Here is a 26,835-nt window from a genome sequence, read left to right on the forward strand (position 1 = left end):
CTAGTTAGCTGTTATTTCATTTAATGTCCTCAATTTTTCTATTAATCTGGATGCTTCATTATAATCCAGCGTTTGCTGCCCATCCGAGAAGGCCTCCTCAGGTCGGCAATGTGTTTCGAAGATCACACCGTCGGCACCAGCTACCGTAGCTGCCATCGCTACAGGTCCCACATGATCACGTATACCAATACCATGCGATGGATCAGCGATCACCGGAAGATGTGACTTCTCTTTCAGGATTGGAATCGCATTGATATCGAATGTGTTTCTAGAAGCTTTTTCGTAGGTTCTGATGCCCCGCTCGCAAAGGAGTAAGCGCTCATTTCCTCCGGAAAAAATATACTCCGCGCTGTGAAGAAGTTCATCAATTGTGCCTGAGATACCGCGCTTTAACAAAACGGGCTTATCCACTTTTCCAAGCTCATCAAGCAGGTTGTAATTCTGTGTATTTCGGGCGCCAACCTGAAAAATATCTACATAGTCGTGCATCTCTTCGATTTGGGACACCTGCATTACCTCGGAGATGATTTTAATTCCATTTTCCCGAGCCAGCTTATGCCACAGCTTAAGCCCCTCTATCCCTAAACCTCGGAAGGAATAAGGTGAACTTCTTGGCTTATACACTCCTCCTCGCATAATCCTGATGTCATTTGCCTTGAGAAAATTAATGGTGTCCATAATGTTTTCTTCGCCCTCTATACTGCAGGGTCCGGCCATCAATGAAAAATGCCCTCCGCCAATTTTCACATTATCACCCAGATCAATGATGGTGGGATTCACCTTCCATTTAGTGGAAACCAGTTTGTAGTCATCAGAAACTACATGGATATCTTTAATACCCTTGAGGTGGCCGATTTTTCGAATATCAAACTGCTTTTTACCTGTTCCAATTAAGTAACTCCCGTACTGTGTCTGTACATGGGTGGTTTTGTATTTCAATGCATGAAGTTCTCTTTCCACAGAATTCAGCACTTCTCCATTTACTCCTTTTTCTAATTGTATGATCATATATTTTATCAGTCAGCCCATTAAACATCTCCCTCCTATCGCCCTCTGCCATCTCACCCCCCTTCAAAGGGGGAATTGTTTTACATTTTTATATTTTTAACAAAACCAGTTATTGCTTTTTTTGATGAATCCTCATTTAGCTGCTTGATGAAGGCACTGCCAATAATTGCCCCGTTGGCATACTCACAGGCCGTCTCAAATGTCTCCTTGTCAGAAATGCCAAACCCGATCAATTGTGGGATTTTTAACTTCATTGATTTGATTCGCTGATAATATGCTGTCTGACCTTCCTGAATTCCCTTTTTAGCTCCGGTAATACTTGAAGACGAAACCACATAAATGAATCCATTGGATTGCTTATCAATCTGTCTGATTCGTTCCTCTGAGGTATTTGGGCTAATGAGAAATATGTTATGAATTCCTTTTGCCTGAAATTGATCCCTGTAGAGCTCCAGATATTCTTGCATTGGTAAATCAGGAATAATAACTCCATCAACACCCGTCTCGGCACAGGCATCACAAAATCGCTCCATCCCATACTGTAAGATTGGATTGACATACCCCATAAGTAATACCGGAATCGAAACGTGTTCTCGTAAAGAACTCAACTGCTCGAAAAGCAACTTGACCGTCATCCCATTTTCGAGGGCTTTCTGAGAGCTGTTTTGAATGGTGGGTCCATCGGCAAGTGGATCCGAGAATGGCATCCCTATCTCCAGCATATCAGCCCCGGCCTCTTCCAGCGATTTGGCAATATGTAACGTGTCATTAAGGTTTGGAAACCCTGCTGTGAAATAGACATTCAGAATATTTCGCTTCTCCTGAAATACCTGATCAATTCGATTCATGACTAATTGATTATTCATTCTAGTACTTCCCCCATTTGATGTAAGTCTCTAAATCCTTATCTCCCCTACCAGACAAATTCACAACCACCACTTCGTCCTTACCAAATTGCCTGTTTCCAAAAACAGCCAGCGCATGTGCAGATTCAATGGCCGGAATGATTCCTTCGAGCTTGCTCAATTCTACTCCCGCAATCATCGCTTCTTCATCGGTAATGCTGTAAAATTCAGCTCGACCAGCGTCGAAAAGATGCGCGTGAATGGGTCCAATGCCAGGATAATCCAACCCTGCAGAAATACTGTATGGCTCTACTACCTGCCCATCCTCTGTTTGCATGAGAAGTGTCTTACTTCCATGAAGCACACCCGATTTACCGAGTGCTGTTGTAGCAGCTGACTTTCCTGAGTTAACTCCTAAACCCGCTGCTTCAGCAGCAATCAAATTGACTGATTCATCATCCAGAAAGTGATAGAAAGCTCCGGCCGCATTGCTTCCTCCTCCTACACATGCAATCACATGATCAGGAGCGTTTTTACCTTCAACCTCCTGCAACTGCTGCTGTATCTCCATGCTGATCACAGATTGGAACCTTGCAACCATGTCCGGGTATGGATGAGGACCAACTACGGAACCGATGATATAGTGCGTGTCATTGGGATTATTGATCCAGTGACGCATCGCTTCATTGGTCGAGTCTTTCAGTGTTTTGCTACCAGATGCGGCAGGCCGAACTTCAGCACCCAGAATTTTCATCCGTTCCACATTGGGCTTTTGCCTGGCCATATCGATCTCTCCCATGTATACAACACATTCCATTCCCATCAGCGCACAAACGGTAGCTGTTGCCACTCCATGCTGGCCAGCACCAGTCTCAGCAATGACCTTTGACTTACCCAATCGTTTTGCCAGCAATATTTGACCAATTGTATTGTTGACTTTATGAGCTCCGGTATGGCAAAGGTCCTCTCGCTTCAAATAGATTTTTGTCTTGTATTTCTCAGACAATCGCGAGGCAAAATAGAGTGGCGTTGGTCGCCCAACATATGTCTTTAGTAAATAGTCAAACTCATTTTTAAAGTCTTCTGAATCAATGATACCCAGATATTTTTGTCTCAATTCCTCCACGTTTGGATAGAGCATTTCAGGTATATATGCCCCACCAAATTTTCCATAGTATCCTCTTTCGTCTACATCAAACTTTCTCATAAAACAGATTTCAGTTCTCTTAACATATCCAGATTCTTCTTCGCAGGCTCTAGTTCAAATCGACTGTTCACATCGACCCCTACTAGCTGGCTCACTTCCATAGCTTTTATCTTTTCGATATCTTCCAGTTGCACGCCCCCACTTAGTAGAAAGGGTGTTTCCAGATTATAGTTCTTTAGAATGTTCCAATCAAAATGACGACCCGATCCTCCGTAGTTCATGGAAGCCGTATCAAATAGGAAATAATCAGCTATACCCTGGTATTGTTTTGCCACGAAAGGAATCGTGTCCATTACCCGGAACACCTTGATGATTTTCAGCCCTTTCTCCTTCAGCTTTTTTGCAAATGCTAAATCCTCATCTCCATGCAGTTGAATGTACTCGAGACCGTATTTGTCAGCTAATTCCACAATTCGTTCCAATGTTTCATTGACAAACACCCCTACTTTACGAATACTAATGGGGATACGCATGATAAAATCCTCGTCCATTTCATTTACATATCGAGGAGATTTTGGATAAAAGATAAATCCCATAAAATCCGGCTTAATATCTATTAAGCCTCTAATATTTTCGGGATCACGCATGCCACATACTTTTAGTTTTAGGTTTTTTGACTCTCCCCTGAATTCTTCGAATTCTTTCCCCTCTCTTTCAAGAGAGGGTTTAGGGGTGAGTTGAGCCGCAAGCCTTTCATCCACGTTCATCCAATCATTTAGGATTTCTTCGTTTTTAAATCGAAGCACTTTATAGCCTAAATCAAAAAGTATATCCTCTCTGATCTTATCATATTCAATTTGTTGAGTATGAATTCCACCGTCGACCTCAATAATTAGTTTATGTTCATGACAGTAGAAATCAGCAATAAAATAGGACCTATCCTCATGCTCAATTATGAATTGACGGTTGAACTTTAATCCCTTGAACTTCCGATTTCTAACATTTGCCCAAAAAATCTTCTCAGCGGGTGTTCGATTCTTTCGTAGGGATCTTGCGTACTCTAATATCTGCGAATATTTCATAAGCATCAGATTTATAATGATCAATCGTTTCACTCTTTCTCAAGAGAGGTAGTGAGTTGATTTAATTGTCTAATAAATTCCTTAGCAGCCTTTTCAGGCCGACCGGTTTGCATAAATGTTTCTCCAATCAAAAATCCTTCATAGCCGTACTCCTTTAATTCCTTAATGGTTTTAGGGTTTGAAATCCCACTTTCAGAAACCTTCACAAAATCAGATGGGATAGAGGACGATAGATCCTTAGATGTCTGAATGTTTGTCTCAAAAGTCTTCAGGTTACGATTGTTTACGCCGATCAGGTCGACCCCTGTGTCGGTAATGCTCTTTTTGAGTTCATCTTCATTATGCACTTCCAGCAGCACTTCCATACCTAAACTCTGAGCGAGTGAACCTAACTTTTCAATTTCACTTTTATTCAATACTGCTGCTATCAAAAGAATTACATCCGCACCTAATGATTTCGATTCTATGACTTGATATTCATCGATCATAAAATCTTTACGAAGAATGGGACAAAAATTAAAGGAACGAGCCACTTTCAGATCTTCCGGATCGCCTCCGAAATACTTCTTGTCTGTCAAAACAGATAGTCCGGATGCTCCCGCCTGCATATATCCTATTGATGTTCTCTCCACTGATACATGCTTATTCATCTCACCTTTAGAGGGCGATTTTCGCTTAATCTCAGCGATAACCCCAGACTTGTCTTCGCGTTTCAGATATTTCTTCAATGAAACGGGTTGCCCCTCAAAGAAGATGCTTTTCTCGAGTAATTTGGTTGGATAAAGCTCTTTACTGGATGCAACTTCCTTTCGCTTGTTGGCTACTATTTCTGATAAGATGTCCATTAATTATTGATGCTTAAAAAGTTCTTAAATGATTGAAGTGCTTTACCACTATTTAGCGATTCCCTGGCCTCCTCGATACCCTCCAGTATGGGAGTTTGGTTCGTTGTGGCTATGGCCAAACCCGCATTAGCAAGAACCGCATGATTTTGAGCTTCAGTCCCCTCACCTCCCAGGATTTTATTGAAAATGTCTGCCGCTTCTTTAATGGTCTCTCCTCCGTGAAGTTCTTCTTGAACCAACAGGTCAAACCCTATATTATTCGGAGAGACAAGCTCCTCAGATCGATTTGAAATCAACTTGAAGTCACTGGTTAGTGACACTTCATCATATCCATCCAAAGAATGGACGATTGAAAAATGTTTGTCCGTATTTTGATACAGGTAGCCATATAGACGAGCCAACTCCAGGCTAAAAACACCAACCAATTGATTGGGTGGAAACGCCGGGTTTACCATTGGTCCCAGCATATTGAAGAACGTTTTCACTCCCAGTTCTTTACGAATTGGCGCCACGTTTTTCATGGCCGGATGAAACAATGGCGCATGCATAAAACAGATCCCGGAAGCATCAATTGAACGTTTCATCTTGTCGGCATCTCCTGAAAATTTTACACCCAGGTATTCCAGCACATTGGACGATCCACTAACTGATGAAACCCCATAATTTCCATGTTTAGCTACATTCACTCCGGCTCCAGCTACAACAAATGAGGATATCGTTGAGATATTAAAGGTATTTTTACCATCACCGCCTGTTCCGCACACATCGATCGTGTTATAACCCTCCAGGTTTACTGGATTACACAGCTCCAGCATGGCATCCCTAAAGCCTTCTAGCTCCTGAACCCGAATGGCACGCATCAGGTAGACGGTCAGAAAAGACGCAATTTGACTGTTGTTGTATTGGCCCGTTGCAAGCCCGGTTAATACCTCTTTGGCCTCCTCTCGTGAGAGTGTCTGGTTATTTATCAGTCTATCTAAAATTTCCTTCATAGCTCTAACCAGTTTTTCATCAGCTGTTTTCCGTGCTCAGTCATGATCGATTCCGGATGAAACTGAACTCCTCTAACATTGAATTCTCGGTGCTTTATTGACATAATGTTTCCATTCTCTACTACGCTTGTTACCTCAAAGGATTCAGGCAAACTTCCTTTTTCAATTACCCATGAATGATATCGGCACACATTAAACTTTGAGGGCAAACCTTTGAATAGCTCATCTTCTCCCATAATCTCAATCGGTGTGACCATGCCATGAAAAACATGCGGCAGGTTTAACAACTTCGCCCCAAACACCTCAGCTATCCCCTGGTGTCCTAAGCATACGCCAAGAATATTTTTTGTAGGCGTATATCGCTCTATTACCTGAGGCATTAAGCCCGCATCCTTTGGAAGTCCAGGACCCGGAGAAAGTAGGATATAATCAAATGCTTCAACTTCATCTAACTGAAATTCATCGTTCCTAACCACTCGCATCGTGTCTTCCACTCCAAGCTCCCGAAGGATATGCACCAGGTTATAGGTGAAAGAATCGTAGTTATCTATAACCAATACCTTCTTCATAATTCTTCTGCCTGTTTAATTGCATGCTCTAATGCACTCACTTTATTAAATACTTCCTGAAGTTCGTTTTCTGGTTTAGACTGTGCTACCACCCCTGCGCCGGCTTGAAACTTCAGAACATTGTTTTTACTTTGAAAGCTACGGATCATAATGGCGTGATTAAAGTTGCCTTCAAAGTCCATAATACCTACCGCCCCGCCGTAGAATCCACGAGGTGTTCTCTCATTTTCTTCAATGATTTCCATCGCCTTGATTTTAGGGGCACCTGAAAGTGTGCCTGCCGGAAACGTCTCAGCAACGATGTTCATGAAAGATGCGTCCTTTCTGATCTCCCCGGTAACCTTTGAAACCAGATGAATCACATGTGAATAGTACTGAACCTCTTTATAGGTTTCTACTTTTACATTATCGCAACTTCTGCTTAGATCATTTCTGGCTAAGTCTACCAACATCACATGCTCTGAATCCTCTTTAGGATCCTCCATAAGCCTGGCTGCCAGCTCTGAGTCTGCTTTATCGTTTCCTGTTCTGCGAAAAGTGCCAGCTATCGGGTGAATCTCTGCTTTCCCATTTTTCAATACAATCTGGGCTTCCGGAGAAGATCCGAAAATCCTAAAACCTCCATAATCAAAATAGAACAGATAAGGCGATGGGTTGACCGACCGTAAAGTCCGGTAAACCTGAAAATCATCACCTTGAAATGGTACTTTGAAGCTCCTTGAGAGTACCACCTGAAACACATCTCCGACATGACAATGATGTATTCCTTTCTTCACCATTTCCAGGTATTCCTCATCTGTCTTGTTTGACGTCTTCTTCTCAGTTGTCTTAAAAGGATATCCCGGAAGGTTCCTTTGTTGAATCAAAGCTGTTACTTCATCAAATAAGTCATCTGTTGGTTCATCAACGTACGCTTCAATAATATGACACTCATTCCTAAAGTGATCAAGCGCGATAATGAATTGAAATAAATGGTATTGAGCAAGCGGTATAGTGACGTCCTTTTCCTTAAGAGATAAATCACCGAATTCAGCTTTCGCATCATAGCTGAAATACCCAAACAGTCCGGACTTAATGTACCCTTCAGACTTCCCAGACTGAAAAGACGATGCGAAACTTTCTAGCTCTTCGGTCAGATTCTCAAGCGCATATTTATGCACCTTCTCTCCCGGCAATTTTTTCTCAACCGTCACCCCATCAGTTCTGATATATGCTAACGGTGCACAGCAGATATAGGAAAAGCTATTCTCTGCTCCGTGGTAATCGGAACTCTCGAGGAGAAATGAATTAGCAAACCGATCCCTGAGTTTCAGATAGATGCTTACAGGCGTGATGGTATCTGCTAAAATCGTTCGTTCGCGTGTTTTAATACTTATTTTACTCATGGCTAGAAACAAAAAAACCCTGACGATAACTGTCAGGGTTTAGATATTTTTAAACACAGCAGCGGCTCGTCAACAATCAGGATTGTCGATATGCCACCACCAATATTTGTTTGTCATAATCATTTGAATCGCTAAACTAATTGTAATTACTTTTAAAAAACAAGCGGCAGATAAAAATTGTTGTTTTTTTTATGACTGGCTTCAGAAGTTTGAAAGGATTAAGGTTTTTAAACTAAATTTCCGTCATGTTATCGAACGAAGAACAAATTAGCATTCTGGCTCACCTCTCCAAGGCAGATAATGTAGTGGCTGAAGAGGAATACCGTCTGATTTTATTTATCGCTGATGGTCTCGGAATCTCTGAGGAAAGAACATCCGAGTTAATCAACAATCCACTCCCTATTCCAAAGCTAAAAAATCTTCCTCCTGATGAGAAATTCAATTACCTTTTTAATATCATAAGAATGATGAAGGCAGACGGAAAAGTGCACTCTAATGAGATTAGGTTCTGTGAAAAAGTCGCTTTGAACTTAGGGTATAAGCCAGGAGTAATCGCAGATTTATCGGCTTACATTTACAAAGATCCAAGTATTAACTCCAACAAGAATTTCCTGCGGTCTATAGCAGACCAGCATCTAATCCCGATGGATGAGGATAACGGGTAGTTTAATATTATCTGTTATCTGCTTACTTTCAGCCTGGAGCCAAAATCAGGCAATTGAAACTTCTTATCAAATAAAACAAACAGAAAGCCCCATATTCCTTGACGGGGTTTTAGAAGAAAAAGCGTGGGTATCCGCCGATGTGGGGCGTAATTTCTATCAATGGTATCCAACTGACTCAAAACCAGCCCGGGATTCCACGCTATTTCGCATTACTTACGATAGTAAAAATGTATACATAGGTATCGTTTGTTACGACAATCTTGAAGGCGATTTTATTACAACTACCCTTCGAAGAGATTTCGGCTATGACCAAAACGATAATGTAGCAGTTTATATCGATCCGTATAACGATCGAACGAATGCCTTTTCTTTTCAGGTGACTCCCGATAATGTCCAGCGTGAAGGACTCGTACTATTGGACGGAAGGGTACAAGATGACTGGGATAATAAATGGTTTAGCGAAGTTTTTCATGGCGATGGTTTTTGGTCTGTTGAAATGGCGATTCCCTTCAAATCTATTCGCTACAATAACGTTTCTGAATGGAATATTCAGGTGTTGAGAAACAACCAAAAAAGAAATGAACGAACCAGTTGGATCCGGGTACCTCAAGGGTATAGCCCCAGCAATATGAATTTTAGTGGAACCATAGAATGGGATAACCCGCCAGAGTCTGCAGGGCCAAATATTTCCTTCATACCATACATTGCAGGTAGGACCGGAAAAAATCACGAAGGAGGCGAGTCAAGGGAAACGTCCGGAGATGTAGGTTTCGATGCGAAAGTAGCCGTGTCGAGTTCACTTAACCTGGACCTGACTTTCAACCCCGATTTTTCGCAGGTAGAGGTAGATCAGCAGGTAACAAATCTTCAGCGATTTGAAATTTTCTTTCCAGAGCGACGACAATTCTTTCTTGAAAACCAGGATTTGTTTGCAGAAGGAGGATTTCCAAACACCCGTCCCTTTTTCTCCCGTAGAATTGGCATTCAAGGTTCAGGAGAATCTCGAAGAAATGTACCTATTATATCTGGTGCCAGATTGAGTGGAAAAATTGGCAGTAAATGGCGAATAGGATTGCTGGATATGGTTACTAATGAAGATGAAACCAGCACTGACATTTCACCTGCACAAAACTATTCGGTTGTTAAAATTGAAAGACAGGTATTCGAACGCTCCCGCATTAGTGCAATTTTCGTAGGACGAACAAACCTGGGACAGGTAGCTTTAGATTCATTCCGGGTGGAGAATAATTCTGTTTTAAACCGACAGGGTCAAGTGATCAACCCGGATGATACGCTTTATACCCTCTCGGCATATAATTACGTCTATGGTCTGGATTATGACCTGGCTTCTAAAGACAATAGATGGATAGGTGACTTTTACTATCACCAATCAGTGGATCCTGAAAAAGAAGACAATAAATATTCCACAGGTGCTTTCCTTCGATACCAAACGCCAAAATTCGGTTGGCGAACTAACTTCACACGTATTGGAGAAAATCACAATGCTGAGGTCGGGTTTGTACCACGAACAGGCATCACAACCTATGGTGCCGGAACCAACTGGAATTGGTTCTCCGAAGGAAAAATTCAGCGACATGGACCGGCCTTAAATTTTGGCGGAGTAACAGATAACAGTGGAAATCAGCTAGATAATGACGCATCACTGGAGTATGGGTTTTCTTTTTTAAATACCTCATACATGGAGGTTGGTACAAACTGGAATCTGGTGACACTTACTCGTTCCTTCGATCCGTCAGGCTCTGAGGGACAGGAACTGGCTGAAGACACAGATTACTCGTGGTACAGGTATCGGTTTTTCTATCGATCAGATCGAAGAAAAAATTTCATTTATTCCCTGGATGTCAGTAATGGTGGTTTTTACAACGGCAGGTTGTTTAGTCTGGGATCAGGTATTACTTATCGCCTACCGCCTGTTCTGCAGGTCCAGATGAATTTTAACTACAATCGAGTCGATTTGCCAGATCCATACAATGACTCTGATTTGATCCTGATTGGTCCACGGATAGATCTCACGCTAACGAATAAAGTGTTTTTCACAACCTTCGTTCAATACAATACACAGGATGAAAACCTTGGACACAATTCACGTTTTCAGTGGCGTTTTAAACCTGTATCGGATTTATTTATTGTCTACACAGATAATTATCTAACGGATGGTTTTGTAACTCGGAACAGGGCCCTCGTTATCAAACTCAACTACTGGTTGAATCTCTAAGCTGCCTGAGCTAAGTCCTGTTCTTTTATTCGTTTTATTTTGGGGTTCATAATGGCAAACCACAGAGGAGGAATTGTTGCCAATATCATCATGCCGGGATAGCCTGTAGGCATCTGTGGACTCTCATCAATATGGCGAAGTATCTGATACTTACGGCTGGCGATGTAATGGTGGTCAGAATGACGAGAAAGCTCAAATAGGATAATCCTCCCGACCATGTGATCAGAATTCCATGAATGATGGGGCATCACTCGTTCGTACACCTCCCCTTTCTTGTCACGCTCCAGTCCATAGTGCTCAATGTAGTTTACTGTTTCAAGTAACAAAAAGCCCATTACTGCAGCGAGTATAAAATAACCCATCACCACCCAGCCAAAAACAAAACCAATGGTGAGCGTGAATACAATTTGAATCAATTGAAACCGGAGCATTTCATTTTGTATAGAGAAAGCGGAAACTCCTTTCTTACTCAGTCGCTTAGCCTCCAGTTTCCATGCTGAGAGGTATGCAAATACGACCGAACGAACCCAGAAACTATATAGCATCTCACCATACCTTGCCGAGGATGGATCTTCCTTCGTACTCACATTCTTATGATGGCCCCTATTGTGCTCAATAAAGAAATGCATATACAGAGAGGTGAGCAATAGTGCTTTTGCCATTAGCTGTTCGTACCACTTTTTTCTATGTCCCAACTCATGAGCCACATTAATGCCAATCACCCCGCATAACAAACCCATCCCTGTAATCCTGCCAATTTTATCCACTAATGTGAGTCCGGCTTCCTGCATAGAAAACAGGAACGTAATGAGCAATCCAAACTGGATAGGTACCATGATATAAAGTTGCCAGTCATATATCGGATCATCTTTGCGCTGGGCTTCTTTTTCAGGTGTGAGATTTTGTGGATTCGGCTTGTAGGCTAGTTCCAACAATGGTATAAAAACGAACGACTCTAACAATGGTAGATAGGTCAGCCATCCATGTGAGTTAAAACTAATCCAGGCTACAATAGGAAGCACAAGCACATTCATGTACTTGAGTGAATTCAGTTTTTTTTTATTCCATTTCATCTTTTGCATTCTTGCCGAAAGAGATCATATAACCTATCGTGCACCCTAGCATCCAGTGATTGGATATATCTGGTGTCTCAGTTGTTAAATCTCCTGCATCAATAAAATTACTGAAACTGTAGCTAAAAAATCCCTCTAATTGCAACGTCCCAAAGGAAAAATCCCTAAACATGCCCCCGGCAAGTCGGGCTCCATAACCAACCTCTCGATCCCTGGCTTCATCATATGTATAGAAGTCTGAAATGAGATTGGTACTTGTTGGTTGTAGGTCCAGATCATCATCAATTAGAAACTCTAAATGAAGACCAGCAGACAAAAAATATTTATTCTTACCTCCAAAGTATCCAATACCTTCTAATGGTATTTCTACGTAGGTCATCCTTGCTGTATAGGATGGCTGATTTTCTATGGGAAGAAAAACCTGTTTCCATCCCTTCTGCACATAGTTGACTCCCAGCTGGATACCGGAATTTAAAAATGAGTCTCCTTCTTTTGGCAAATACCTGATAAAAACACCACCATTCGCACCAGGCAGGAAAGTGGTATTCATGTTGATATTGAAAATCGTATGCTCGATGAACGCCGATGATGCATGACCGCCTGCCTTCACTCCCACGTATGTCTTTTGCCCCACTACCACATGCATCAAACACATGGTGCAGATCAGCCACAATGTCCTCATTGACTATTTCTTTTTGGATGATTTTTTAGCTGGCTGTTCAGCTGTTTTTTTATTTGAAGGTCTAGGTCGGTTTACACCGTAAGTCCCTTTCCAAATTTTTCCTCTTCTGCTTTTTTTGTCGCCTTTTCCCATAATTGTTTTTTCTTTCAAAAATAAAATAATCATAGATATGCTCAAGGAAATCATTATCCTTGAGTCTAATTCTCGACAACATGGACCAACCTTTGATCACAAATGATGCCGTAATTTTTGGGATGCTGATGCTCATGCTGGGAGCAGTGTTTTATACTTCGTCTCTGGATCATCCCTTCTGGAAAAAATTCTATTCGTACATCCCTGCCCTGCTTGTCTGCTACTTTCTTCCTTCGCTGATGAAAGCTACGGGGCTTATTGATCCGTCGCAATCTAATCTTTATTTCGTCGCTTCTCGCTACCTCTTGCCGGCCAGTTTGGTACTGCTCACCATCAGTGTTGACCTGAAAGAAATAGCAAAACTCGGATCAAAGGCCGTGATCATGTTTTTGACCGGCACAGTCGGTATTATGATCGGTGGACCGCTCACGATCATCATTTTCTCTCAAATTGCGCCTGATCTGGTAGGGGGTGTCGCACCCAATGAAGTATGGCGAGGCATGACCACCATTGCCGGCTCATGGATTGGCGGTGGAGCTAACCAGGCTACCATGAAGGAAGTCTTCCAGGTGAACGATGAGCTTTTCTCTACCATGGTGACCGTAGATATCATTGTCGGAAATGCCTGGTTGGGCGTTCTAATCGCCGGTGTAGCAGTGACCAAACTCATCGATAGAAAACTAAAAGCCGATTCTTCTGCTATTGAGGCACTGAAAGTGAAAATGGAGGACTATCAGGCCAGTGTCGCTAAGATTCCCAATCTGACCGACCTGATGAAGGTGCTTATGGTCGGATTTGCCTGTACCGGATTTGCTCATTTTTGCAGCGACCTGATCGTTCCATACCTGGAGCAATTTCCAGCACTAGAGCAGTATAGTCTCACCTCCGGATTTTTCTGGATTGTGGTAATTGCAACCGCCTTGGGTGTGGGGCTTTCATTTACCAAGGCACGTCAACTGGAAGGCGTAGGTGCTTCCAGGATCGGACGAGCATTTATTTATATTCTGGTAGCAGCCATCGGGATGAACATGGACATATTAGCCATCTTCTCAAATCCCGGGTATTTCTTCCTGGGCATCACCTGGATACTATTCCATGTTTTGCTACTTGCCATCATGGCTAAGCTGATCAAGGCGCCCTATTTCTTTATTGCAGTTGGTAGCACGGCAAATGTGGGAGGTGCCGCTTCTGCACCGGTTATTGCTTCAGAATTTCATCCATCGCTTGCGCCTGTTGGTGTATTGATGGCGGTGCTTGGATATGTACTTGGAACGTACGGGGCTTATCTATGTGGGTTGATGATGCAATGGGTGGCGGGATGAGAAAGACCCAATGAAGAATCAGGTCTTTCTCAACATTCTTAGAAAGGAACGGCCAAATAAATTTGAATAGTATTCAATCTATATTCAACATCACCAAACACTTCATCATTTGCAATATCTGTGAGTCCCAAAATCATTCTTAATCCCAAGTTAACGCTACCTAAATTACCCTCTCCACCAAAAGCCATACTGAAATTAGTTTTCTTCAACGATGAGGTAATATCAGCGGTACCTCCACTGCTTTTGACTTTTGCAGTTAATAAAAAACCTAATTGAGGACCCACATGCAAGTTGAATTTTTCAGTTGCATAATATTTAAGCATTAATGGAACTGATAAATAGCTGAAATTATCAGTGAAAGTATCCCCAAAACCTTCTGTTTTCCCCCCATCAATACTGTATACCAATTCGGGACTTAAAAAAAATTGCTCACTCAATTTAGCCTCAGTGTAGACACCTAACATGAATGATAACTTTGCTGTTGCAGTTGCTGAATTCCCGCCTTGTGTGGCCTTTTCGTTACCGATATTCAGTCCACCTTTGAAACCGGATTTTTGACTATAGGCACTTAACGAGCCCAGAACAAGAATGACATAAAAAATTCTAATCATTATTACTTAAGTTTAAAAAAACGCAAGTATAACCCAGTTGTGCAAAACCATATCAAATTTTCTACAAAAGCCTCCTACTACACCCTAAACGAACTTACGGATAAAACCGAACGCATATGGTTGGTTTTTCATGGCTATGGACAATTGGCGGAATATTTCATCAAGAAGTTTGAAGGACTGGATCCTGAGAAGAACTTCATTATTGCTCCTCAGGGTTTGTCTAAGTATTACCTGGATGGCGTCTATGGGAGAGTGGGCGCTTCATGGATGACCAAAGAAGATCGGCTGACGGAAATTGAAAACCAATATGTGTACATCGATGCGGTACTTGAGCAATTTGACCTTTCAGGCAAAGAGCTGGTTTATTTCGGCTTCTCCCAGGGAACTGCCACCATGGGACGATACGCTGCTTACGCCAAAAATCCCTTTAGCAAAATGATTATCTGGGCAGGCACGTTCCCTCCGGATACGGACCCGAAGGACTGGGCATATTTATCAGGCAAAGAAGGCATCCATTACTACACCAGTAAGGAAGATGTGTATTTCAAGGATGAAATGATCCCCAAACAAAATGAGGTAGTAAAAAGCGCTCTCGGTAGAGAACCCGAACTACACTGGTATGATGGAGGGCATCGGGTGATGCCCGAACTTCTATCTGAAATTTAGGCCACTCATCAATTAACATTTTTCCATTTGTGCTGGCTGGACTAATTTCAATCCTATGAAGAAATTAGTTACACTCCTACTACTCATCCCGTGTCTTTCATTCGCACAACATGAGGAAACAATCAAAAAGATTTATGATGAGACACTGACCAATGGTCACGTTTATGAAAACCTGAGGTATCTCTGCAAAGAAATTGGTCACCGCCTATCAGGTTCTCCGCAAGCAGCGGCTGCAGTTGAGTATACCCGTCACCTCATGAAATCGTATGGATTCGATACCGTGTATTTGCAACCGGTAATGGTGCCCCACTGGGTACGCGGAAAGAAGGAAATTGTACGAGCTGTTGATACGGATAAACACGGCACAATCAACTTCAATGCCCTGGCACTGGGCAATTCGGTAGGTACCGGTCCGGACGGTGTGCTGGCAGAAGTAATCGAGGTGAGTGGGATCGATGAAGTGAATGAACTAGGTAAAAAGGTGGAAGGCAAAATTGTCTTTTACAATGGTGAAATGGATCCCACCATTATTAACACCTTTGGCGCCTATGGTGGCGCGGTGATCCAGCGATCTTCAGGTGCTTCTGAAGCGGCAAAATATGGAGCCAAAGCCATCATCATTCGATCGGTAACCAACCGGCAGGACGACATCCCTCACACGGGATCACTCCGATACAAAGCATTGATCAACCAGATTCCAGCTGTAGCCATCAGCACCAATGACGCTGACCTGCTCAGCCAGGTATTGAAAGAGCAAAAAGTAAATGCCTACATCGAGACGCACTGCCAGATGCTTCCCGATGTGCTTTCTTATAATGTCATCGGTGAGCTGAGAGGCACTGAGTTTCCGAACGAGATCATAGCTGTCGGCGGTCACCTCGACTCGTGGGATGTGGGTGAAGGCGCCCATGATGACGGCAGTGGATGCATGCAGGCCATTGAGGCAGTACGGCTTTTCAAAGCATTGGGCATCAAACCCAAACGAACCCTTCGTGCCGTCATGTGGATGAACGAGGAGAATGGTCTGCGAGGAGGCGTTGAATATGCCCGAGTAGCAAAAGAAAAAGGCGAAAAACACATAGCTGCATTGGAGTCGGATTCCGGTGGCTTTCAGCCGTTGGGTTTCTCTACTTCCGGTTCGGAAGAACAACGCGAACAAGTCAAAGCATGGAGGGACTACTTCCTGCCCTACCGGGTTTGGGATTTTGATCAGAACGGCGGAGGGGCGGATATCGGTCCGCTCCGATCTCAGGGTACACTGCTGATCGGATTGAGACCAAGTACTCAGCGTTATTTCATCTACCACCACACCCCGGCAGACGTTTTTGAGGCCGTAGACCAGCGCGAGCTGGAACTAGGAGCTGCCAGCATGGCTGCTATGATGTATCTGCTGGATCGGGAAGGAATAAGGTAATACACTTTCTAATAGTTAATGATTAGATCGTGGCAAATAACGTGTTAAATTTTGATTTAACTATTTTTGAGAGTATTAGTATATAGTTAAATATTAAGCACACTGCCTGAAATGAAGAAAGTGATATTGTTTGTTTCTGTTTTATCCCTCCTGACATTCTCATGTTCCAAAGAGGATGAAATCGTGTTACCTGATTCAGAACTAACTGATTATGGGCTTGATGTAATCAATTATTTTAAAGAGGTAGCTCTGGGTTTTGAATTCGGTGAAGCAAGCAAAATCACAAGAAGATGGAATAATGATATGAAAATATATGTTGGAGGAAATCCAACATCTGAACTTCTATCAGAACTAGACATCATTGTCAAGGATATAAATGGTTTAACTGCTTCAGGCTTTTCAGTTGAAATAGTAAATGACTCGGTTCAATCCAATTTCTACATTCATTTCGGTTCCGGAGCTTCTTACTCTGAAATTTTTCCATCACAATCAAACCTTATTGATTCGAACTGGGGTTTATTCACCATTTTTTGGAATGGCTCGAGCGAACTCTACACCGGTTACATGTATGTAGACATTTTTAGAGCTAACTCAATCGAACAGAAACATCTGCTTAGGGAAGAATTAACACAATCTTTAGGACTGGCCAGAGATTCGTTCTTATATTCCGAAAGTATATTTCAGCAAGCTTTTTCAACAAAAGTCATTGAATATTCTAAAATTGATAAAGATCTAATTCGCCTTTTATATCATCCAAAAATGAGTGTTGGTCTTAGTGCGAACCAGGTAGATGGAGTTCTAAGGAACATACTACTCGAAGAATGAGAGGAATGATAAACCTCCAATCAAAGGGAAGTGCTTTAACAAAAAACACCCTCTCCAAAGAGAAAATTATAGATGCCTAACCTCTCCACTCTTCAAATACAGCAGAAACCCTTCTACCTCATAGCCCATCTCTGAGAGTAATGCGGCATACTCTTTTAGCTGACGGTTGTCTTCGCTTTTAGGTCGGCCACTCTTGAAGTCAACCACCGTAGCTTTCTTACCGTCGATCACCACCCGATCCATCCGTTTGGTGTCTCCGTCTTTAGGTAGCACCACCACTTCGGTCTTCACCTCTCCTTCCCCGCTAAACCAGCTCTTGATCGTCTCATCAGTCCAAAGGTTATTGATCAGCGTTTCATAGCGCTTGCGGTCTTCCTGAGTAATCTGCATGGCTCGCTCATATCGGTCCAGCACGTCAGCTGTCTCCTCCCAGTGGATAATCTCTGAAAGAATCTGGTGCAGAAGAATACCTTCGTTTCGCTGCTTCTCTACTTCATCGTCGTAATACGCTTTCCCCGTTTTGCGCACCGTCAGCTTATTACTCCATTTATACGTTGGGTAGCCTTTTAGTGCCGTTAGCTCATCACTGCTCTCACGGTGTTTGATAGGAAGTGTGCCACGGTGGAAGATATTAGATGCCGCCTTCCATCCTTCCGGCTGCTCCTGATCGAAGTATTTGTATAGTAGTTTGGAAGCGGTTCCATACATCCCATCCTGCTTTTTCGGAGGTGGCTCACAAAAAGCATAGAGCCCGTTTTCTGCACGGGTGAAAGCGACGTAAAGCACGTTCATACTCTCGAGGTGCCACTTGGCAAAGTCCTTTTTGTAGTTTGGAGAGAAGTAGGTTTTATCCAGCTCCGATTTATAATCCACCGGCACTGCTTCGTTGCTGTCATATGGAGATTGATACCAGATGGGCTGGGACATTGCATCAAAGCGATAGTTGCAAAACGGCACGATGACTATCGGATACTGCAACCCTTTGGATTTGTGCGAGGTAATCACCTCCACCGCATCCAGTGCACCGGTCAACTGCACCGAACGTTTCTTACTTTCATCTTCCCACCATTCCAGGAAAAGCCTGAGATCTGAACGGTGGTTTTTGCTGTACTCCAGCACGGCATCCTGAAAAGCCTGCAAGTAGGCATACTCCGAAGACACCTTATCAAGTTCAAAGCACCGGATCAGCACTTCTGTTAGTTCCAGGATCGGAAGGTGTAAAAGGTGTTGCTTGAATTTGGTAAAGCTTGTAGGAAGGCCACCTTTCGAAAGTTTGGAGAAGTCAGCATGCGATTCAAAGTGCTTGTTTTTACTGTCCTGCTGATAGCGATACACCAGGTCGGCCAGAATGCTCGCATCCTCCGGATGGATCAAGTGCTTAAATGCAGAGAGTAATAGTTGTACCACAGAAGAGTTGGCCAGCAACATCCCCTCGGCGGATATCACCTCAACTTTGGTGTCCTCGGTGTTTCTTCGGTACTCCAGCACATGACTCACAATGTCCGATGCATCCCGGTTGGAGCGGACAAGGATCGCTATGTCATTCAATTGATGACCCTCTTTGAACAATTGTTCAATGACTTCCGTGGTGCGCTCCATCGCCCGCTGCTTCCACTCGCCGCGCTCAGCATCCAGAAATTCTACTTGAACCAGTCCGTCTGAATCCTGATGTTTAGGAGCCACTTTTTGTTCCACATCCTGATAAGTTGATAAGATCGTATCACGCTCATCCTCCGTGATCGCCTCCCCCATTTCAGTGACCATGATCTCTGGGAGTTTGCTGAACAAATGATTATTGAACTCCACCACATTTCGGGCACTCCGCCAGTTAGTGCTTTTAGATGGATCGACCTCTGCGGGTATATCTTGTTGCACACCTTTGAGCAGCAAGGTCGGATCTCCGCCACGCCAACCATAGATGGACTGCTTGGCATCTCCCACAATGACATTCTGATTCCCATAAGCCAAACTTTCTTCCAGCAGCGGCTTAAAGTTGTTCCATTGAAACTGTGACGTATCCTGAAACTCGTCAATCAGAAAATGCGCATAGCGGGTGCCTACTTTCTCATAGATAAAAGGCGAACCCGAATCGTCAATGATCTGCGAAAGGAAGTCCGGCAGATCTGAGATCATAATCACCTCCTCTTCCTTTTTGTATTCTTGTAGCTGTTGCGACAGATTCGTGATCAACCCAACGGTAAACAAATGCCGAAGGATAACTTTAGCTGTCAGATAATCCTTCTCATTTTCCTCTGCGTATTGGATCACTTTGTTTAATAGTGGAATGCCATTTTGCTCTGCAAACTGAATGATCAGGTCTCTCTTTGCACTGGTCTTCGTCGACCATGACCCGGCATCCTCACTGGCGCTTGTAAGCGTTTTGTTGATGGAGAAATCTCCATTTTTCAGGCGCTCAAAGAAATTGGGAATGGTTCTTTTTTTGCCTCCGACAAATTCGTCCAGGTCTATTCCTGAATTTCCAACTAAGTCAAAAAACTCCTCACCATATTTCTTCAAGGTATTCTCGAAGATGGACTTCTTTTTGAGCAGCTCTCCCTTCAACTCTTTCACTTTCTCCCGTGCCTGCTCGTCATCAAATTGTGCTTTGGGCAGTTTCTTAAACTCTTCCTTAAAGAGTTGCCGCGCCAGCTCACTTACATCATCCTTAAACTCATAGCTGCTACCATCCAGCACCTTGCTCATAGAAAAGTCTAACAGCCAGTCACGCAGTTGTTTATTCTCCTCTACCCCCTGATACACGTGAGAAGTAATGAACTCAGCCACTTTATCGGTATCGAGCTCAATGCCAAAACTCCCCTGAAGACCTATCTCCCTTGAAAAAGCTCTGATCACCCGATGAAAGAAGGTGTCAATGGTAGTGATATTGAAATACCCGTAGTGATGGAGTAAGTGAGTAAGTGCTTCTTTAGCTGCTTTTTCTACCTGATCGGAAGACTTCTCCAATTCCTCAGCAAAAACAGGTATCAGCTCATGATTACCTTTTGAGATATCAATCAGGAACTCTAGTACACGCTCCTTCATCTCCTCAGCCGCACGGTTGGTAAACGTGACTGCCAGGATTTTCTGGTAATAGTCCGGACTTTTAAGGGCTAGTTTTAAGTACTCCTTGGCCAGTGTGTAGGTTTTTCCGGAACCTGCAGATGATCGATAGATGGTGAGTGACATATTACGAAAATAACTGCACGCAAGATTAACTGTCAGTAGATCAGAAAATAGTTATCCACAAAGTGGTAATTAAACCTCATAAAACCACATTTCACCGAAAATATTATCCAATGTTAACTTAATGTTAACTGTGTGTTACCTAAATTTTGATTTAAAGTAAACATTAGGTAACATTACATCGTTCTTAGCTTAACATTAAAGAAACATTAAAAACAACAGGAGATTATGAAGAAGACATTATTAACTATAGCAATGGCACTTTTCGTACTTGGAGTACAGGCCAATAACGGTGAAGGAAAAGCTGAAAATCCTAAGCCAGTGAACTATAAAGAAGTAATCTCCAACATTACATACCCCCTTTCATGTAAAGAAAAAGGCATTGAAGGTCAGGTACTGGTGACCTTGAAAATTGATCAGCACGGAAAGGTTATCAATCAGCATTTCAAAGAATACCCATGCACGGAACTTAGAGATGCTGTAAAAGAAATATTACCAAAGCTTAACTTTGAGCCAGCAAAAAATTCAAATGGCGATCCTGTTGTTGGATTAATTGCTGTTCCTGTTAACTTTAAGCTAACAATCTAATTTTTAAATAAGTTAGATCAATTTGTAGGCCGTCCCGATTCTTCGGGGCGGTTTTTTTTGTGCCCTTTCCGTTTATCTAAACCGAGATTTTTAAAATAATCAGATTGAAATCCCCCTCAACCCCGAAACGTCGGCCCGATTCAAAGGAGGAATATCCCCTTGAGGGGATTATAGGGATGTTTAATTGAGGTCAAGATCTCATTATAAGAAATCATATTTGGAGTGATTTATCTTCGAGCCCTTTTGATAGACCCTCCTCTTCAACCTTTTTATATTATTTACGTTTAGAAATTTTATTATTAAGTTTACATTTAGAAATTTAATCTTGAACTAAATGAAAGAGTATCAACTTGGTGAGTTTGAGGAGATTGTTTTGCTAACTGTCGCCATCCTTCATGATGATGCCTATGGAGTGTCCATCAAAGAAGAAATAGAAAATCGTTTGGATCGAAAAGTGAGCGTGAGTGCCCTTCAATCTGCGCTACGCAGGATGGAAAAGAAAAAATACCTCAAATCTGAATTTGGTGAAGCCACAGCTATTCGCGGAGGAAAGAGAAAGCGTTATTTTAAGGTGACAAAAACAGGGAAAGCAGCATTGGACTATACCAAAGAAACACGAATGAAACTTTGGTCTGCCATCCCTGATGTATCATATGAATACTCGAAAGCATGGATAAGCAGCGGCATTCTCCCCCATCCTGGTCTACCAAATTCCTAGCATGGTTTCTAAAGGAAGACTACTACGAAGATGTGCAGGGAGATCTGGAAGAGGAATATCAATTACTAATCAAAAGCAAAGGACTAAGCCGGGCGAGGCGCTGGTATAACTGGCAAATCATCCGGCTCTTTAAGCCAGACATGGCAAAAAAAATAGAAGCTCAAAACTCAATTGAAAAGGAAACGACTATGTTCAAAAACTACTTTAAAATCGGACTAAGAAACCTCTGGAAATATAAATCCAGTACTGTAATCAATGTGGTTGGCCTAGCAACAGGTCTTGCTGCATTTGTATTAATCGCACTCTTTGTTAAAGACGAACTCAGCTATGACAAACACCATGAACATGCTGAGAATATTTATCGGGTCACGGTTAAAAACTATACTATTGATGGTGACCTAAGTCGGCACTGGGCATTTGCATCTGGTGGGCATGCTAGCAGGCTAAAAGAAGATTACAGTGAAATAACACATGCTACACGCTTCTATCCCTGGGCTTTTCCTGACCTGAAATACCAGGAGCAGGAGTTTCTTGGGGAACAAGTAATTTTTTGTGATGAGGATGCTTTCGATATTTTCAGTTTTGAATTTATAGCTGGTAATCGGGAGAACGCATTTCCGGATATCTATTCCCTGGTACTCACCCGATCCACTGCAATTAAGATATTCGGGTCTGATTGGGAAGAGAAAAATATTCTGGGTGAGACAATCACCCTCGAAAGAGATGGACAAGGCGCTCCTTTCAAAGTTACTGCCGTAATGGAAGACATGCCGGAACAGCAACACTTCCACTTCGATTACCTGGCTCCTATCCGGTTTGTGGAGATGATTATGGGCGAAGATGCAGCCAATAATGTGGGCGGAAACTACAATTGGATGACTTATATCCGAACTACACCAGGAGCTAATATTCCTGAATTAACCACGAGTGCCAATCAAGAATTCTGGGATAAATACATGGGTGAATTTCAGCCCGGTTATTATGCCAGAGATTATTATGATTTTGTTTTTCAGCCTCTGCTAGATATCCATCTTACTTCAAATCTTGAAGGCGAATTTGAAACAAACGGTTCAATCGATCAGGTCTATATATTTAGTGTAATTGGAATACTTCTTCTGCTGGTAGCTTGTGTGAATTACATGAATATCGCGACTTCTCATTATTCCCGAAGAATGAAAGAAGTGGGTGTTCGAAAGGTAATAGGCGCTTTCAAATCATCTCTAATTAAGCAATTTCTGTCTGAGTCCCTTTTGGTTGTTATTGTATCGCTCCCTCTGGCTGTCTTGCTCATTATATGGGCACTCCCATACCTCAATGATTTTATGGGAAAAGAACTTGCTTTCAACCCCATCCTCCAACCAGACATATTCATAGGACTAATCCTTTTAATGTTGCTTGTGGGCGGACTTGCCGGTCTCTACCCTGCTTTGTTCTTATCTAAGATAAATCTGGTACAAGCACTCAAAGGCGAGCAGGCAATGAATGCCAGCAAATGGAACTTCCGCTCCTTCCTTGTCACCTTCCAGTACATAGTAACGATTGGCCTCATTTTCGCCATAGGTGTGATTGAGAGTCAGATGGGATTCATTAGAAACTCCGACCCGGGTTTTGATCGAGAGCAAATGCTAAGTTTGTTTTTGCCAAGAGGAGACTACAACCCGGAGACCTTCAGGAATGAGCTTTTAAAAAATCCTAAGATTGAAAAAGCAGCCTACTCCTCACGAATTCCAACTGGTCGGTTAGCTGATAGCTGGGGCTCAAGGTTTTTCAAAGGTGACTCTGCTGTGGCTACCAATTTCAGATTACCTGTAGTCACGACTGATAGATATTTTCTTGATGCCTATGGCATAGAGATTCTTGCCGGTGAAAATTTCCGTGAAGGAACAGAAACAGTGCTACAACCGGACACCATATCTACAGGATATTACATCATAAATCTTGCAGCCGCTAAGGCTTTGGGTTTTGAAGATCCAGCTGAAATAGTAGGTAAAAAGCTTGGGTACGGTCCTTCTGAAGGTAGAATTATTGGGGTGATGGAAGATTTTCACTTCGAGTCTCTTCACAGCCCAATTGTGCCTATGCTGTTCGTAAACATGGATAGGTATCGCAGAATTAGCCTGAAACTATCCGGTGACGATATGCGGGAAACGCTCGATTATATCGAGGGAGTATATGCTCAATTTGACTCTGAGACCGATGCGAACTATCGGTTCGTTGATGATCTTTTTGATGAGCAATATCAAAACGAGGAACGGCTCGCTACCATGATCAAAGTATTCGCAGTGATTGCCATACTTATTGGCTGTCTCGGATTGATTGGAATGGTTGGGTTCATCATCGAAACCAAGATCAAAGAAATAGGGGTCAGAAAAGTATTGGGGGCCTCAACCACCAGCATCTGGATGATTATTAGTAACCGTTTTCTGGTTTTAATTGGTATTGCATTTTTGGTCGGTCTTCCAATCGCTTATTGGTTTATGAATGACTGGTTGGAAACATTCGTCTATCGAACTTCTATTTCAGTCTTCATTATTCTATTACCAGCGATAGCCGCAGCACTACTGACCCTTCTGGCCATTTCTTATCAAACCATCAAAGCCACACGAGTAAATCCTGTGGAGTGTTTGAAGGATGAATAAGGATTTTTAAATATTTGATCAAGCCACCTACAATTCTGTGGGTGGCTTTTTTAATTTGCACATTCGCCATAACTTCAAACCATGATTGATAAAGTAGTAGCCAATGCGGAAGAAGCCATCCGCGGAATTGAAGACAATATGACCCTGATGCTTGGAGGGTTCGGGCTTTGCGGCATCCCTGAAAACTCCATCGCTGCACTCGTCAAAGCCAATATCAAGGGACTGACGTGCATTTCGAACAATGCCGGGGTTGATGATTTTGGACTGGGACTTTTACTCCAGAAAAAGCAGATCAAGAAAATGATCTCTTCCTATGTAGGAGAAAACGCTGAGTTTGAGCGCCAAATGCTTAGCGGAGAACTGGAAGTGGATCTTATCCCGCAGGGATCATTAGCGGAACGATGCAGAGCAGGTGGTGCCGGCATCCCAGCTTTCTTCACCCCAGCAGGATATGGAACAGAGGTTGCAGAAGGCAAAGAAGTACGAGAGTTTAACGGTAAACCACACATTCTCGAATCAGCACTTACGGCTGATTTCGCTATCGTCAAAGCCTGGAAAGGTGATCGAGCGGGCAACCTGATCTATAAAGGAACCGCACGGAATTTTAACCCACCGATGGCAATGGCAGGAAAAATCACGATTGCAGAAGTGGAGGAACTAGTAGAGCCGGGAGAGCTAGATCCAAACTTCATCCATACTCCGGGGATTTTTGTACAGCGAATCTTCCAGGGTGAGAAATACGAAAAACGAATTGAACAGAGAACAATCAAAAAAGGATAATTATGCTTGATAAGGATGGTATTGCGAAACGAATCGCACAGGAACTGGAAGATGGCTGGTATGTAAATCTGGGCATAGGTATCCCTACTTTGGTGGCTAATTATATCCCCGAGGGAATCAGTGTCGAGTTTCAATCCGAAAACGGACTGCTCGGCATGGGTGGCTTCCCTACGGAGGAACAAGTGGATGCAGACCTGATTAATGCGGGTAAGCAAACCGTTACTACCCTACCCGGAGCATCTATTTTTGATTCCTCCACTTCATTTGCGATGATCAGAGGACAGCACGTCCAGCTTACTGTACTTGGGGCTATGGAAGTAACCGATCAGGGAGATATCGCTAACTGGAAAATCCCCGGAAAGATGGTGAAAGGCATGGGTGGTGCGATGGACCTGGTCGCTTCTGCCAAGAATATCATTGTGGCTATGATGCATACAAACCGAGCTGGAGAATCAAAGCTACTATCGGAGTGTACCTTACCCCTCACAGGTGTGAAATGCGTCAATAAAGTTGTCACAAATCTAGCCGTGCTGGATATAACCCCGGAAGGATTTAAACTAAGAGAAAGAGCTCCCGGTGTTTCTGTAGAAGAAATCAAAAATGCCACAGCTGGGAGATTGGTTGTTGATGGTGATATACCGGAGATGAAGCTTTGAAACAACAATCTCTAATCTTCCTGTGCTTCTTACTGATAAGCCTTTGGGTTAGTGGTCAATCACACTTTGAGAAAGGACAAAACTTCTTCGCTCAAAGAGCAGACAAGGCGAACGGCCTGGTTGCCAAAAAGCGATTTATCAATCGGGCTATCAGACATTTGTCTAAGGCGGATGAGCCGGATGCTACAGCACTTCTTTTGCGTGCCTATGAATTTAAGGGAACGTTTACCAGTCTTTCCAATCAACGCAAAGAAAAAATCTTCAAAGAGGCTGTTGAGATAGGAAAGAAAAGCATTGAATCAAATCCCAATCACGTGGGCATCAAATACTATTATGCAGTAAATCTTGGAAGATGGGGACAGTCCATCAGTATGATTAAGGCACACAAGGAAGGAATCACTGACGAGATGAGAAACGTCCTGAAGGAGGTTGATCAACAAGACAGCACGTTTGCCGAGGCAGGGGCAAAAAGACTACTGGGAGGTATGCATCTTAAAATACCCAAGGTGCCTCTTGTCCTCACCTGGCCATCCAAAGAAAAAGCACTTCAACTTCTGCGTTTGGCTTATGAAACAACTGAAAAAAACCCAACCAATGTAAAGCTCTATGCCGAAGCATTGAAGGAAAAGGGGGATGAAACGGAAGCTATCAACCTTTTTAAAGAGGTGTCTCAAAGAAAACCACGGTCAGAGATGTACCTGGAAGACAAACGAGCCATTGAAGAAGCTAACAGGCTTCTGAAAAACATCTAAAAAATATGGAGCTACTTTTG

Annotated in this window: 25 protein-coding genes; 12 read left to right on the forward strand and 13 right to left on the reverse strand. The window is 42.8% G+C overall.

Annotated elements, in window-relative coordinates:
* The 8 genes from ACOQON_RS10190 to ACOQON_RS10225 form a co-directional block, all read right to left on the reverse strand.
* The gene (locus ACOQON_RS10190) at nt 1–1,008 is read right to left on the reverse strand and encodes a bifunctional 3-deoxy-7-phosphoheptulonate synthase/chorismate mutase (RefSeq protein WP_420575335.1); all 1,008 of its coding nucleotides are present in this window, start codon (nt 1,006–1,008) and stop codon (nt 1–3) included.
* A gap of 80 nt (nt 1,009–1,088) precedes the next feature.
* Complete coding sequence (gene trpA, locus ACOQON_RS10195) at nt 1,089–1,856, reverse strand: tryptophan synthase subunit alpha (RefSeq protein WP_420575336.1); 768 nt, start codon at nt 1,854–1,856, stop codon at nt 1,089–1,091.
* Nucleotides 1,857–1,875: 19 nt separating this feature from the next.
* Entirely contained in the window at nt 1,876–3,060 is a 1,185-nt protein-coding gene (gene trpB / locus ACOQON_RS10200; RefSeq protein ID WP_420575337.1) for a tryptophan synthase subunit beta, read from the reverse strand.
* Nucleotides 3,057–4,082 (reverse strand): DUF559 domain-containing protein, encoded by a 1,026-nt coding sequence (locus ACOQON_RS10205; protein WP_420575338.1) that lies wholly within the window; start codon nt 4,080–4,082, stop codon nt 3,057–3,059. Before ACOQON_RS10205 ends, trpB begins: the two co-directional genes overlap by 4 nt.
* A gap of 29 nt (nt 4,083–4,111) precedes the next feature.
* The gene (gene trpC / locus ACOQON_RS10210) at nt 4,112–4,927 is read right to left on the reverse strand and encodes an indole-3-glycerol phosphate synthase TrpC (RefSeq protein ID WP_420575339.1); all 816 of its coding nucleotides are present in this window, start codon (nt 4,925–4,927) and stop codon (nt 4,112–4,114) included.
* Nucleotides 4,927–5,919, reverse strand: coding sequence for an anthranilate phosphoribosyltransferase (gene trpD / locus ACOQON_RS10215; RefSeq protein ID WP_420575340.1), 993 nt, complete (start codon nt 5,917–5,919; stop codon nt 4,927–4,929). Before trpD ends, trpC begins: the two co-directional genes overlap by 1 nt.
* Nucleotides 5,916–6,488: an anthranilate synthase component II gene (locus ACOQON_RS10220; protein WP_420575341.1), complete on the reverse strand. Its 573-nt coding sequence runs from the start codon at nt 6,486–6,488 to the stop codon at nt 5,916–5,918. The genes trpD and ACOQON_RS10220 overlap by 4 nt, the downstream gene beginning before the upstream one ends.
* Nucleotides 6,485–7,873 (reverse strand): anthranilate synthase component I family protein, encoded by a 1,389-nt coding sequence (locus ACOQON_RS10225; protein ID WP_420575342.1) that lies wholly within the window; start codon nt 7,871–7,873, stop codon nt 6,485–6,487. Before ACOQON_RS10225 ends, ACOQON_RS10220 begins: the two co-directional genes overlap by 4 nt.
* A gap of 245 nt (nt 7,874–8,118) precedes the next feature.
* Here ACOQON_RS10225 and ACOQON_RS10230 point away from each other — a divergent pair, with 245 nt between their 5' ends.
* Both ACOQON_RS10230 and ACOQON_RS10235 read left to right on the forward strand, forming a co-directional pair.
* Nucleotides 8,119–8,538, forward strand: coding sequence for a TerB family tellurite resistance protein (locus ACOQON_RS10230; protein WP_420575343.1), 420 nt, complete (start codon nt 8,119–8,121; stop codon nt 8,536–8,538).
* A complete protein-coding gene (locus tag ACOQON_RS10235) occupies nt 8,522–10,774 on the forward strand; it encodes a DUF5916 domain-containing protein (protein ID WP_420575344.1) in 2,253 nt (750 codons plus the stop codon). Before ACOQON_RS10230 ends, ACOQON_RS10235 begins: the two co-directional genes overlap by 17 nt.
* On the opposite strand, the gene ACOQON_RS10240 is transcribed toward ACOQON_RS10235, so the two are convergent.
* From ACOQON_RS10240 to ACOQON_RS10250, 3 genes are read right to left on the reverse strand one after another with little or no spacing between them, the layout of a single operon-like run.
* Nucleotides 10,771–11,847, reverse strand: a complete 1,077-nt coding sequence (locus ACOQON_RS10240; RefSeq protein WP_420575345.1) for an alkane 1-monooxygenase — start codon at nt 11,845–11,847, stop codon at nt 10,771–10,773. The genes ACOQON_RS10235 and ACOQON_RS10240 overlap by 4 nt on opposite strands.
* Nucleotides 11,834–12,529, reverse strand: a complete 696-nt coding sequence (locus ACOQON_RS10245; RefSeq protein ID WP_420575346.1) for a porin family protein — start codon at nt 12,527–12,529, stop codon at nt 11,834–11,836. Before ACOQON_RS10245 ends, ACOQON_RS10240 begins: the two co-directional genes overlap by 14 nt.
* Before the next feature lie 3 nt (nt 12,530–12,532).
* A complete protein-coding gene (locus ACOQON_RS10250; protein ID WP_420575347.1) occupies nt 12,533–12,715 on the reverse strand; it encodes a 30S ribosomal protein THX in 183 nt (60 codons plus the stop codon).
* Nucleotides 12,716–12,741: 26 nt separating this feature from the next.
* Here ACOQON_RS10250 and ACOQON_RS10255 point away from each other — a divergent pair, with 26 nt between their 5' ends.
* Nucleotides 12,742–13,983 (forward strand): DUF819 domain-containing protein, encoded by a 1,242-nt coding sequence (locus tag ACOQON_RS10255; protein WP_420575348.1) that lies wholly within the window; start codon nt 12,742–12,744, stop codon nt 13,981–13,983.
* Nucleotides 13,984–14,021: 38 nt separating this feature from the next.
* On the opposite strand, the gene ACOQON_RS10260 is transcribed toward ACOQON_RS10255, so the two are convergent.
* Nucleotides 14,022–14,594, reverse strand: coding sequence for a porin family protein (locus ACOQON_RS10260; protein WP_420575349.1), 573 nt, complete (start codon nt 14,592–14,594; stop codon nt 14,022–14,024).
* 39 nt (nt 14,595–14,633) lie between these two features.
* Between ACOQON_RS10260 and ACOQON_RS10265 the strand changes: the two genes are divergently transcribed.
* The 3 genes from ACOQON_RS10265 (at nt 14,634) to ACOQON_RS10275 (ending at nt 17,499) form a co-directional block, all read left to right on the forward strand.
* Entirely contained in the window at nt 14,634–15,260 is a 627-nt protein-coding gene (locus tag ACOQON_RS10265) for an alpha/beta hydrolase (RefSeq protein ID WP_420575350.1), read from the forward strand.
* Nucleotides 15,261–15,315: 55 nt separating this feature from the next.
* Nucleotides 15,316–16,674, forward strand: a complete 1,359-nt coding sequence (locus ACOQON_RS10270) for a M20/M25/M40 family metallo-hydrolase (RefSeq protein WP_420575351.1) — start codon at nt 15,316–15,318, stop codon at nt 16,672–16,674.
* 111 nt (nt 16,675–16,785) lie between these two features.
* The gene (locus tag ACOQON_RS10275; RefSeq protein WP_420575352.1) at nt 16,786–17,499 is read left to right on the forward strand and encodes a DUF2927 domain-containing protein; all 714 of its coding nucleotides are present in this window, start codon (nt 16,786–16,788) and stop codon (nt 17,497–17,499) included.
* Nucleotides 17,500–17,565: 66 nt separating this feature from the next.
* Here the strand turns inward: ACOQON_RS10275 and ACOQON_RS10280 are convergent, their stop codons facing one another.
* Nucleotides 17,566–20,685: a UvrD-helicase domain-containing protein gene (locus ACOQON_RS10280; protein WP_420575353.1), complete on the reverse strand. Its 3,120-nt coding sequence runs from the start codon at nt 20,683–20,685 to the stop codon at nt 17,566–17,568.
* A gap of 225 nt (nt 20,686–20,910) precedes the next feature.
* Between ACOQON_RS10280 and ACOQON_RS10285 the strand changes: the two genes are divergently transcribed.
* The 6 genes from ACOQON_RS10285 (at nt 20,911) to ACOQON_RS10310 (ending at nt 26,815) form a co-directional block, all read left to right on the forward strand.
* Nucleotides 20,911–21,270, forward strand: coding sequence for a TonB family protein (locus tag ACOQON_RS10285; protein ID WP_420575354.1), 360 nt, complete (start codon nt 20,911–20,913; stop codon nt 21,268–21,270).
* 334 nt (nt 21,271–21,604) lie between these two features.
* Nucleotides 21,605–21,988: a PadR family transcriptional regulator gene (locus ACOQON_RS10290; RefSeq protein WP_420575355.1), complete on the forward strand. Its 384-nt coding sequence runs from the start codon at nt 21,605–21,607 to the stop codon at nt 21,986–21,988.
* Nucleotides 21,940–24,627: an FtsX-like permease family protein gene (locus ACOQON_RS10295; protein ID WP_420575356.1), complete on the forward strand. Its 2,688-nt coding sequence runs from the start codon at nt 21,940–21,942 to the stop codon at nt 24,625–24,627. Before ACOQON_RS10290 ends, ACOQON_RS10295 begins: the two co-directional genes overlap by 49 nt.
* An 81-nt stretch (nt 24,628–24,708) precedes the next feature.
* A complete protein-coding gene (locus ACOQON_RS10300) occupies nt 24,709–25,407 on the forward strand; it encodes a CoA transferase subunit A (protein WP_420575357.1) in 699 nt (232 codons plus the stop codon).
* Entirely contained in the window at nt 25,407–26,063 is a 657-nt protein-coding gene (locus ACOQON_RS10305; protein ID WP_420578687.1) for a 3-oxoacid CoA-transferase subunit B, read from the forward strand. The genes ACOQON_RS10300 and ACOQON_RS10305 overlap by 1 nt, the downstream gene beginning before the upstream one ends.
* Entirely contained in the window at nt 26,060–26,815 is a 756-nt protein-coding gene (locus ACOQON_RS10310; protein ID WP_420575358.1) for a tetratricopeptide repeat protein, read from the forward strand. Before ACOQON_RS10305 ends, ACOQON_RS10310 begins: the two co-directional genes overlap by 4 nt.
* Nucleotides 26,816–26,835 lie beyond the last annotated feature (20 nt).

The sequence above is a fragment of the Ekhidna sp. genome (genome assembly GCF_965221965.1).
Lineage (GTDB): Bacteria > Bacteroidota > Bacteroidia > Cytophagales > Cyclobacteriaceae > Ekhidna.